Here is a 10,863-nt window from a genome sequence, read left to right as displayed (position 1 = left end):
CGGCTATACGCCGCTGATCGCCTCGCGCATCCGCTCGGGCCTGCCCATCGTCGGCCTGGCCCACAGCCCGGTAGCGCAGCGGCGCATGGCGCTCTATCGCGGCGTGGTCTCGCTGCCCTTCGACACCAGCGACATGGCGCCCACCGAACTCAATGAGCGGGCGCTGGCGCTGCTGGTGAAGCAGGGCATTGCCTCTGCCGGGGACCATGTGATCCTGACCCGGGGCGATCACATGAACGCCCATGGCGGCACCAACACTTTGAAGATTCTCGACGTCAACGAAGAGCACCAGAGCAGGTGACGCCTACTGGTTGGAGCTTTTGTATACAGAAACCCTGTTTTGTGTGGTCAGCCTGAAGGAAACATGCGAAGGTATTCTCATGACGCAGACGGGTGAGGGCGTATCGTGAGCAGTATCTGGCAAGAGGAGATTGCGGCAGAGACGCGGGCAGTCGGGCGCATCAGCGACCGCTTCATTGTCGACAAGGTGCGCACGGCCGTGCTGACCCAGCGTCTGCCGCCAGGCACACGCCTTCCCGAAGTGGTCCTGGGCGATATCTTCGGCGTCAGCCGCTCGGTGGTGCGCAAGGCTTTGACCCGGTTGGCCGCCGACTATGTGGTCACCCAGCAGCCCAACCAGGTGGCACGGGTAAGGGCACCCAGCGTCGAGGAGACCCGTGAAACCTTTGCTGCTCGTCGGCTGGTGGAAGGCGAGGTGGTTGCGCTGCTGGCGGGTCGTCTCGATGACGCGCAACTGGTGACCATCGCTTCCCTGGTCGAGCGCGAGGCTGAAGCCCATGCGAGCGGTGACGAGCCATCTCGTATCGAGCACTCCCTGGCCATCCATCACCTGCTGGCAGAGCGTTCCCCCAATCGGGTGCTGGGCGCGATGCTCACCGACCTTATCCTGCGCACCTCCATCGTCATCGCTCTCTACAAGCGCGCCGGCCTGGCCAGCTGCTACCTGGCCGAGGACCACCCGGCGCTGCTGACGCATCTGCGCAGCGGCAAAAGCGAGGCGGTCCGGTGCTGCATACACGATCACCTGCAGGCGCTCGAGAACCTGCTCGATCTCAGCACCCGGGAGACACGGATCGACCTCATGGCGATCCTCGGTCAGCGGGAGGGGGTCGCCGAATAGGCGAGCCTTCGGTTTTGCGCGCACGCCTGAGTCGGTGCGGGCAGCAATTTGTGCCGGGTCATGCCAACGGCAGCATGTCGACTGGTCGACTTTACCGGCGGTGCCTTCCTGACTGACAATGCCGACACTTCACTGGGCAATCGGTAGCTTGCGATGAACTCACTCCTGCGCTGGGGGCTGGCCGCCTGGCTGGCCCTTATGTTCTCTCCGGCCCAGGCCGGCGTGCCTACCATTGCCGCTGCCTCGGACCTACAGTTTGCCCTGGCCGAAGCCGCTCGGCGCTTCGAGGCCGATACCGGCAAGCAGCTACGGCTCAACTTCGGCTCTTCGGGTAACTTCCGCCGGCAGATTGCCCAGGGGGCACCGTTCGAGCTCTACCTGTCGGCCGACGAGACCTACGTGCATGCCCTGCATGCAGAGGGACATACCGAGGATGCCGGTGTGGTCTATGCCATCGGGCGGTTGGCCTGGCTGCAGCGGCCCGGGCGCCATGACTTGCCGAGCAGCGAAGACCCACTGATCGCAGTACGGGAAGCGCATGAGGTGCATGCGCGGGGCGAGGGTCGTCCGCGTATTGCAATGGCCAATCCCGAACATGCACCCTATGGCGTGGCGGCCAAGCAGGCGCTGGAGCATGCCGGCCTGTGGGCGGACAGTACCGTCCTGAGGGTTCTCGGCGAAAACGTGTCCCAGGCGGCTCAGTTTGCCCTCTCCGACGACGCCCGTGGCGGGCTTGTGGCCTGGTCACTGGCGCTGGCCCCCGAGCTTGCCGAGCGCAGTGAGTTCGTGCTGATTCCCGAAGCCTGGCATGAGCCGCTGGTACAGCGCATGGCTCTGGTCAAGGGGGCCGGCGATACCGCCCGTGCCTTCTATCACTGGCTCCAGCAGGATGAAGCGCGTGAAATTCTCGCCGACTACGGTTTTCGCTTGCCCGGGGAAGATGCCGGCAACGAGGCGTCCTGATGGACTGGACGGCTCTGACGGTCTCCCTGCGTCTGGCGGCGATGACCTGCCTGCTGTTGATCCCGCTGGGGGTGTGGCTGGGCCGCACCCTGGCCCGTGCACGCTTTCGCGGCAAGTCGCTTTGCGAGGCGCTGGTGGCGCTGCCTCTGGTCATGCCGCCCACGGTGCTGGGTTTTTACCTGATGATGAGCTTCGGCCGCGATGCGCCCTTCGGTGCCTTCTGGCATCGGCTGACCGGCGAGGGGCTCAACTTCACCTTCAGCGGTATCCTGCTTGCCTCACTGGTGGCTAGCCTGCCCTTTGCCGTGCAGCCGATCCAGCGCGCCTTCGAATCGATACCCGCCAACCTGAGCGAGGCGGCCTGGTGCAGCGGGCTCACTCCCTGGCAGACCTTTTTGCGTATCGAGCTGCCGTTGGTGTGGCCCGGCGTGATCTCGGCCCTGGCGCTGACCTTCGCCCATACCCTGGGCGAGTTCGGCGTCATCCTTATGGTGGGCGGCGCCATCGATGGCGAGACCCGCACCCTGTCCATTGCTATCTACGACAGGGTCCAAGCCTTCGACGAGACCGGCGCGGGTATCATGTCGGCCATGCTGCTGCTGGTGTCGTTCCTCACCATCGGCGTGGTCTACGGGCTGGCGGGCCGGCGGAGGTGGCGTCATGCCTGATACCCCGAATCCGACGCCCTCCCCGGTCGACGCGGGTCGGCTGGCGGTATCGCTGTATCAAGCCGGGCCGATCCCCCTGGCCGCGGATTTCGCCTGCGATCCAGGTGAGCTGCTGGCGCTGGTTGGGCCCTCCGGTAGCGGCAAGACGACCCTGCTGCGTGCTATTGCCGGCCTCTACCGGCCGGCAGAAGGACGCATTGACTGCGGTGGTGAGACCTGGCTGGATACCACCCATGATATCGTCCGCCGGCCCCAGCAGCGTCGGGTGGGTGTCGTCTTTCAGGACTATGCGCTGTTCCCCCACATGAGTGCCCGTGACAACGTCAAGGTGGCGCTGGGGCATCTTGAGCCTGGCCGACGCAGCGCCTGTGCCGACGACTGGCTGGGCAGGATGCGCCTGGAAGGACTCTCCAATCGCTACCCGTCCCAGCTCTCCGGTGGCCAGCGGCAGCGGGTGGCGCTGGCCCGGGCGCTGGCGCGCGAGCCCCGGGCGCTGCTGTTGGACGAGCCCTTTTCGGCGGTGGACCAGGTAACACGGCGTCGTCTGCAGCGCGAACTGGCCCTGTTACGTGAGCAGATCCACATCCCGATCCTGCTCGTGACCCATGACCTGGATGAAGCAGCGGCGCTGGCGGACCGTATCTGCGTGCTTCATGGTGGCCGCACGTTGCAGGCCGATGTCCCCGAAAGGCTGTTTCGCCATCCGGACAGTGCCGTGGTGGCGCGGCTGCTGGATCGCCACAATATCTTCGAGGGCAGGGTGATGGAGGTTGATGGCCAGCGGCGGCTGCAGTGGGGACCATGGCTGCTGCAGGTGGCCCATGGGCTGGAGGCGCTGGCGCTCGAACAGCGAGTCGCCTGGTACCTGCCCGACTCCGATGTGGTGCTGCACCGTCGTGACCGCCCGTCGCGCGGAGACAGGGAAAACCCGGTGACGGGGCGTATTGGTGAAATGGTCGTGCTGGGGGGCATGACGTCGCTTACACTGTTTTTTGACCATGGACTCGAGTCCCTGCGCTTCGATATCGCCACCCATGCGGCCCGGCGCAATGGACTGGCCCGTGGCGAGTGGGTGCAGGTGTCGCTGCTTGCCGGGGGGATTCACCTGCTGCCCCGAAATCCGAGTGATTGAGGAAACGCTATGACACCGCTTCAACGGTCGGGGTTCTCGACTCGCACGAGTCTGTTGGTGCTAATGTTAGTGGCAGCAGTCATGCTGGCCTGGCGCTGGCCTGCCGTGGCCGGGCCGACGACGGTTCTGGAGCGCCAGCCCGTTCGGATCGAGGCCGGTGGCGAGGTCTTTCGGCTCGACGCGGAGATGGCCCGGACGTCAAGCGAGCGCCGCACGGGGCTGATGGACCGCGACTCGCTGGCTCCCGGCACGGGAATGCTGTTTCTTTATGACCGAATTCAGCCGCCGCAGAGTGGCTTCTGGATGTATCGCACCCGTATTCCACTGGATATCGCATTCATCGATGCCCAGGGCCGTATTGCCACAATTCACACCATGGTGCCCTGTCCATCCGACACACCTCGGAAGTGCCCGGTGACACAGGCCGGTGCCTCCTATCAGGCCGCGCTGGAGGTGAATGCCGGCTACTTCGCCGAGCATGGCATCGAGGAAGGCGCCTGCGTGGTCTGGCCCGGTCGCAAGGGTGGGTGCTCAGCGGCCGACTAACGCTCGAAAGCGAATCACGATCAGCGCCGCGCCGGCGATGACCAGGGCCCCTCCGAAGGCGATATGGGCGTTGAGCTGCTCTTCCAGCAGCACGATGCCCAGCACCACTGCGCCTACCGGCACCAGCAGGCTCAGCGGTGCCAGCAGGCTCAGCGGTGCCAGCAGGCTCAGCGGTGCCAGCAGGCTCAGCGGTGCCAGCCGGGTGGCGACCAGGATAAAGCGCAGGGTAGTCAACAGCAGAGGAGGGAGCTCCGCAACCCCCAGTTTGATGACGATAATGTTCAAGGCCCAGCTGGTGACGATCACCAGGCCCAGCAGTAGGTAACGAAGCGGCACGAGCGGGTTTCCTTGGATGGTACCGCCTGACGAGGGCAGCAGCGACATGGGCGGTGGTCGCGTTATGCCCATGACGGTCTATCATTCAACGCGGGACTTCGTGGAATATTGAAGCGTAACATGCCCCGAATGGTACCAACCCAGATCGATAATCGCGGTCGGTCTTCTCTGAGCCGGCCCTTTGCTGCAAGGACACGTCATGACAACCGCTAGTCGACTCACACGATTCGCCGCGGCCCTGGCCGGCGCCGCCGTGCTGACCGCATCGCTTTCTGTTTCTTTCTCAGCTCAGGCACGCGAACTCTCTGTCTCAACCGTGCTGTCCGATGCCTTTCCCTGGGGACAGGCGGCAGAAAAGTGGGCAGAGCTTGTGGAGGAGCGTACCGAGGGTCGCTTGACCCTGCGCGTCTACCCCAACTCCCAGCTGGTCGCCGGTGACCAGACCCGCGAGTTCTCTGCCATGCGTTCGGGATTGATCGACATGGCCGTGGGCTCAACCATCAACTGGTCGCCGCAGGTACCGGAACTCAACCTCTTTTCGCTGCCTTTCTTCATGCCCGACGAAGCGGCGGTGGATGCCGTCACCGGCGGCGAGGCAGGAGAGATGATCTTCGCGGCCATCGAGTCCCGCGGTGTTGTGCCGCTCGCCTGGGGTGAGAACGGCTTCCGGCAGGTCTCAAATTCCCGTGGTCCGATCAGCGAACCGGGCGACCTCGATGGTCTGAAGATCCGCGTGGTGGGCTCGCCCCTGTTCCAGGATACCTTCAATGCGCTTGGTGCAGATCCCACCCAGATGAGCTGGACCGACGCTCAGCCGGCACTGACCACGGGGGCCGTGGATGGCCAGGAGAACCCGCTGTCGGTGTTCGACGTTGCGCGGATCGACCAGGCGGGTCAGGAGTACCTGACGCTTTGGAACTACATGAACGATCCGCTGATCTTTGCCGTCAACCAGCGCATCTGGGATTCACTGGACGAGGTGGATCGGGAGATCCTGCGTGAAACCGCCATCGAAGCCGGTGAGTGGGAGATCGCCATGACCCGCGAGGAAGAGAGCGAGCGTCTGGCCGCCATCCAAGCGCGTGGAGTCCAGGTGACCGAGCTGACCGAAGAGCAACATCGCGCCTTCGTCAATGCCACCGCCAGCGTCCACGATAAATGGACCGCTCGGATCGGCAAGGAGTTGGTCGATGCGGCCAGTGCGGCTATCGAGAATCGCTGATCCAGGCTGACACCGGCTCTGGTCACCGGGCCGGTCCGCTCTCGCGAGGCTTGCATGAAATTCTCTCCCGATGCCCGGCCGGAACGTTGGCTGGGCTCCTTGGCGTTGGCGATCATCTCGCTGATCAGCCTGGGTAATGTCATCACGCGCTACGTCACAGGCGGTTCTCTGGCCTTCACCGAGGAGTTTTCGGTATTCCTGCTGGTGGTGCTGACCTTTGCAGGGGCCTCGGTGGCGCTGCGACGTAACGGCCATATTCGTGTCGGCCTGCTGGAGCGCGCCCTGCCGGCAGGGCCACGCAAGGTGCTGATCCTCTTTCAGTGGCTGAGTGGCGCCATTGTATTGGGGTTGATCACCTGGTTTGGCGGCAAGCTGACCTGGGAGGAGTATCAGTGGCAGTCGCTGTCGCCGGGCCTCGGGTTGCCGCAGTGGTGGTATCTGGCCTGGCTGCCCCTGCTGTCGGCAGCCATGCTGGTACGCCTGACTCAGCAGACCCGCGATCGACTGAGTGGGAGGCTCGAGGATGAGCCCTGATCTGTGGATGATCCTGGCCTTCGCCGGGCTGTTGATCGCCGGTGTGCCGGTGGCCTTCTCGCTGGCATTGGCTGGGGCGGTGGGCATCGTGTCGGGTCTCTCGCCCGATATGCTGGCGACCTTGGGCACCAACACCTACAACAGCATCGCAAAGTATCCGCTGATCGCTATTCCGCTGTTTATCATGACGGGGCTGATCTTCGAGCGTGCCGGTGTGGCGCTGCGGTTGGTACGCTTCGCCCAGGCGCTGATCGGACCGCGTCACGGTGGACTGGCGCTGGTGGCGGTACTGGTCTGCATGATCATGGGGGGGATGAGCGGCTCCGGCCCGGCGGATGCCGCTGCCGTGGCCATGGTGATGCTGCCGAGCATGACCAAGGCCGGCTACCCCAGGCCCTTCTCGGCGACCCTGATTGCGGCCTCGGCCTCCACCGCCATCCTGATCCCGCCCTCGGTGGCGTTGATTCTCTACTCCATTGTAGTGCCGGGGGTCGATCTACGGGCGTTATTTGCCGCCGGCCTGTTTCCCGGGATATTGGCCGGGCTGGCGCTGCTGGTGCCGGCAATGTTGGTGTCGAAGCACTATGGCTGGGAGGGTGGCACACCGGTGGAGGGGGTTGAGCCGCCCAAGGTCAGGGAGAGCTTCAAGCAAGCGCTGCCGGCGCTGTTCGCCCCGGTGCTGATACTTGGCGGGCTGCGCTCTGGGCTATTCACCCCCACCGAGGCTGCCGTGGTCGCTGTGGCCTATGGCGCGCTGGTGGGACTGTTCCTGACCCGGGAGATCAAGCTGCGCGATCTTTGGACACTGCTCGGCGAGGCCGCGGTAATCTCGGGGGTCGTCATGTTGATCATCGCTCTGGCCGGGATATTCGCCTGGGCCGGCACCATGCTGGGTACCTTCCGCCATCTGGCGGAGTGGATCATCGGCCTCTCCGACAGCGGTGTGCTGTTGCTGATACTGATCATGCTGGCAGTGCTGGTGGCCGGCATGTTGCTCGATGCCATCTCCATCTATCTGATCATGATGCCAATCCTGATACCGGTGATGCAGCACTTCGGGTGGAATCCGGTGTGGTTCGGGATATTGCTGGCGATGAACATCGCCATCGGGCAATTCACACCGCCGGTGGCGGTCAACCTGATGGTGACTACCGAGATCGCCAAAATCCGCCTGGAGCAGACGGTGGGCTGGGCGCTGCTGTTCGTACTGGCCATGGCCAGCGCTTTGGCGCTGGTGGCGATCTTTCCGCAGATCGCTCTGTGGTTGCCCGGCGTGCTTGGCTACAACGTCTAGACATGATGATCAACATGTGTGGTGAACGGAATGTTGCATATGTCGTCCTTTTTTGTGACGTTCGTTGCAAAACGATGCAAAAACTTGCAACTTGGCCTCCAAGCCAGTACCAATGTCACCCCGAAAAGATCCGCACGCGCGCCGCCGATCCGAATGGCGGTTTGGCTTTGGGCTAATGCCAAGATGTCCATGGCCCGCCGTGCAAGAACAGAGGAGGTGGCATGAATCAGCGAGTGAACATCGATCTCGGCGACCCGCATGCTGAAGCGTTCGAAGCCCGGCAGTTCAAGATTTATACCCACCGTCAGCTGGACAAGATCGAGGCAATTCAGAATCTGCCTGAAAATCTGCGTTTCGACATGCGGGTTGTCAGCCAGGTGCTGCCGTTTCGCGTCAACGAATATGTCATCGACGACTTGATCGACTGGAACAACATCCCCCAGGATCCCGTTTTCCAGCTGACCTTCCCCCAGCGCGGCATGCTCAAGCCGGAGCACTTCGAGGAGGTAGCCTATCTGGTCCGGCGGGGTGCCGACGCGGCAGAGCTCAAACCGGTCATCGAGCGTGTTCGTGGCGAACTCAACCCGCACCCGGCAGGACAGATGGACCTCAATCTGCCGCTGCTCGACGGCGAACCGCTCCCCGGCATGCAGCACAAGTACCGTGAGACGGTACTGTTCTTTCCCAGCCAGGGGCAGGTTTGCCACAGCTACTGCACCTTCTGCTTCCGCTGGGCGCAGTTCGTCGGCGACAAGGAGCTCAAGTTCGCCTCCAGCGAAGCGGGAACGCTACACCGCTACCTGGCCGAGCATACCGAGGTCACCGACCTGCTGATGACCGGCGGCGACCCCATGGTGATGAAGGCCAAGCACCTGCGCCAGTACCTGGAGGGGCTGATGGCCCCGGAGCTGGACCACGTCCAGGACATCCGCATCGGTACCAAGAGCTTGACCTTCTGGCCCTATCGCTTCGTCACCGACCCGGACGCCGAAGATGTTCTTGAGCTGTTCCGCGAGCTGACCGCTGCCGGCAAGCACGTCGCCTTCATGGCGCACTTCAACCACTGGAAGGAGATGGATACGCCCATCTGCCGCGAGGCGATCCGCCGCATTCGCGCCACCGGCGCCGAAATCCGCACCCAGGCGCCGCTGCTCAAGCACATCAACGACGATGCCGACCAGTGGGCGAGGATGTGGACCACCCAGGTGCGCCTGGGCATGATCCCCTACTACATGTTCGTGGAACGCGACACCGGCGCCCGCCACTACTTCGAGGTGCCGCTGGTGCGTGCCTGGGAGATCTACCGCGAGGCCATGAAACAGGTGCCGGGCCTGGCGCGCACCGCCCGTGGGCCGTCGATGTCCGCCGATCCCGGCAAGGTGGAGATCCAGGGGGTGACGGAGATCCACGGCGAGAAGGTGTTCGTGCTGCGCTTCATCCAGGGCCGCGACAGTGACTGGGTGCAGCGGCCGTTCTTCGCCAAATACGACGAAGAGGCGACCTGGCTCAACCACCTGGCGCCTGCACTGGGCGAGAGCGAGTTCTTTTATGAGGCCGAGTTCGCGGCCATGAAGGACGAGAAGCAGGCGCTGATCGTGAAAGCGTCGTAACGCTTCATTGGGCGGCTGGCAGCAGTCGCCAGGTCGTTGTCGGCAACGTTGGGTAGTGGTTGTGGTTAGCGCTGGTGTTGAAGAGTCGCTCCTTGCGTCGTGCCAGCGGAAAAAATTAACGCACAATAAACGTTAAGGGGGGCTAACATTAGAAGTGATGAAAAAGACCCCAACAAGCTGATGTTTTTCGCTAAAGTAGGGGGGAGCGGTAGCAACCGCCTGTCGGCAATAGGGCTGTCAGGAACCTTGCTTCTGCAACGTCAGCTTGCCAATAACGTCAAGAGGTGTGTTATGAAACGCCATGTATTTTCTGCAGCTGCCTTCTCCGGGGCTCTACTGGGTGCTGCCCTGTTCTCGGCGCCGGCTGTCGCTCAGGATCGCTACATCACCATCGGTACCGGTGGCCAGACCGGGGTCTACTATGTGGTGGGGCAGTCTGTCTGCCGCATGGTCAACCGCGGCAGTGACGAGCACAACATCCGCTGTAACGCTCCGACCACCGGTGGTTCCGTGGCCAACGTCAATGGCATGAAGTCCGGCGATCTGGATATGGGCGTGGTGCAGTCCGATGTTCAGTATCGCGCTTATCATGGTGAAGCCAACTTCGAATCCGACGGTGCCTGGGAAGACATGCGCGCCGTCTTCACCATGCACGGTGAGCCGTTGACCGTGGTCGCTCGTGCCGACTCCGGGATCGAGCACTTCAGCGACTTTCCCGGCAAGCGTGTCAATATCGGCAACCCCGGTTCCGGCCAGCGCAACACCATGAACCTGGTGATGGATGTCATGGGCTGGGATACCGATACCTTCTCGCTGGCCTCTCAGCTTGATGCCGCCGAGCAGGCTGCGGCTCTGTCTGACAACAATATCGACGCCATGGTCTATGTGGTGGGCCATCCCAACGGCTCCATCCAGGAAGCCACCACGACGATCGATGCCAGGATCATTCCGGTAACCGGCGATGAGATTGATGGCCTTATCGAGGAATACCCCTACTATACCCGCTCTGTGATCCCGGGCGGGCTCTATCGCGGTAATGACGAGGACACCGAGACCTTCGGCGTGGCGGCGACCTTCGTCAGCTCTACCGCTGTGGACGAAGATATCATCTACGAGACGGTGAAGGCGGTATTCGAGAACTTCGATCGCTTCACCCGCCTGCACCCGGCGTTTGCCAACCTCAACGAGGAGGACATGATTTCCGACGGCCTGACCGCCCCGCTGCATGACGGCGCGGCCCGTTATTATCGTGAGCGCGGTTGGATCGAGTAACCGATAGGCCGAGGGTAACAACCCTCCGGTGAAGGATGCGCGGACGCCACTGGGGTCCGCGCATCTGTTTCAAGGATTGCCTTGTAAGGGCTAACGCACCGTGATGCCGGTTAAGAAGCAATTAACGGCACGCCAATCAACACTG

At 63.0% G+C, this 10,863-nt stretch carries 12 protein-coding genes; 11 read left to right on the top strand and 1 reads right to left on the bottom strand.

Going from position 1 to position 10,863, the window contains the following annotated elements:
• The 6 genes from DU490_RS11370 to DU490_RS11345 all read left to right on the top strand — a co-directional run.
• Positions 1-301: pyruvate kinase alpha/beta domain-containing protein (locus tag DU490_RS11370; protein WP_309485740.1), on the top strand; the 301-nt coding region annotated here is incomplete at its 5' end.
• 105 nt (positions 302-406) lie between these two features.
• Positions 407-1,141: a GntR family transcriptional regulator gene (locus DU490_RS11365; RefSeq protein WP_114574400.1), complete on the top strand. Its 735-nt coding sequence runs from the start codon at positions 407-409 to the stop codon at positions 1,139-1,141.
• 153 nt (positions 1,142-1,294) lie between these two features.
• Entirely contained in the window at positions 1,295-2,104 is an 810-nt protein-coding gene (gene modA, locus DU490_RS11360; protein ID WP_114574399.1) for a molybdate ABC transporter substrate-binding protein, read from the top strand.
• Positions 2,104-2,772, top strand: coding sequence for a molybdate ABC transporter permease subunit (modB, locus tag DU490_RS11355; protein ID WP_114574398.1), 669 nt, complete (start codon positions 2,104-2,106; stop codon positions 2,770-2,772). Before modA ends, modB begins: the two co-directional genes overlap by 1 nt.
• Positions 2,765-3,904: an ABC transporter ATP-binding protein gene (locus DU490_RS11350; RefSeq protein ID WP_114574397.1), complete on the top strand. Its 1,140-nt coding sequence runs from the start codon at positions 2,765-2,767 to the stop codon at positions 3,902-3,904. The genes modB and DU490_RS11350 overlap by 8 nt, the downstream gene beginning before the upstream one ends.
• Before the next feature lie 9 nt (positions 3,905-3,913).
• Entirely contained in the window at positions 3,914-4,450 is a 537-nt protein-coding gene (locus DU490_RS11345) for a DUF192 domain-containing protein (protein WP_258801638.1), read from the top strand.
• Here the strand turns inward: DU490_RS11345 and DU490_RS17010 are convergent.
• Complete coding sequence (locus tag DU490_RS17010; RefSeq protein WP_147270459.1) at positions 4,436-4,786, bottom strand: hypothetical protein; 351 nt, start codon at positions 4,784-4,786, stop codon at positions 4,436-4,438. The two genes, DU490_RS11345 and DU490_RS17010, sit on opposite strands and share 15 nt — an antisense overlap.
• Positions 4,787-4,985: 199 nt before the next feature.
• Between DU490_RS17010 and DU490_RS11340 the strand changes: the two genes are divergently transcribed.
• The 5 genes from DU490_RS11340 to DU490_RS11320 all read left to right on the top strand — a co-directional run bounded on the left by DU490_RS11340 (position 4,986) and on the right by DU490_RS11320 (position 10,718).
• A complete protein-coding gene (locus tag DU490_RS11340) occupies positions 4,986-6,008 on the top strand; it encodes a DctP family TRAP transporter solute-binding subunit (RefSeq protein ID WP_114574395.1) in 1,023 nt (340 codons plus the stop codon).
• 54 nt (positions 6,009-6,062) lie between these two features.
• On the top strand, positions 6,063-6,542 hold the full coding sequence (locus DU490_RS11335; RefSeq protein ID WP_114574394.1) for a TRAP transporter small permease: 480 nt from the start codon (positions 6,063-6,065) through the stop codon (positions 6,540-6,542).
• Positions 6,532-7,836, top strand: a complete 1,305-nt coding sequence (locus DU490_RS11330) for a TRAP transporter large permease (RefSeq protein WP_114574393.1) — start codon at positions 6,532-6,534, stop codon at positions 7,834-7,836. The genes DU490_RS11335 and DU490_RS11330 overlap by 11 nt, the downstream gene beginning before the upstream one ends.
• A 221-nt stretch (positions 7,837-8,057) precedes the next feature.
• On the top strand, positions 8,058-9,446 hold the full coding sequence (locus DU490_RS11325; RefSeq protein WP_114574392.1) for a KamA family radical SAM protein: 1,389 nt from the start codon (positions 8,058-8,060) through the stop codon (positions 9,444-9,446).
• A 291-nt stretch (positions 9,447-9,737) separates the two neighbouring features.
• Complete coding sequence (locus tag DU490_RS11320) at positions 9,738-10,718, top strand: TAXI family TRAP transporter solute-binding subunit (protein ID WP_114574391.1); 981 nt, start codon at positions 9,738-9,740, stop codon at positions 10,716-10,718.
• Positions 10,719-10,863 lie beyond the last annotated feature (145 nt).

This window comes from Halomonas sp. DQ26W (assembly GCF_003339685.1).
GTDB lineage: Bacteria > Pseudomonadota > Gammaproteobacteria > Pseudomonadales > Halomonadaceae > Halomonas.
This window is presented reverse-complemented; position numbering and strand designations above follow the sequence as displayed.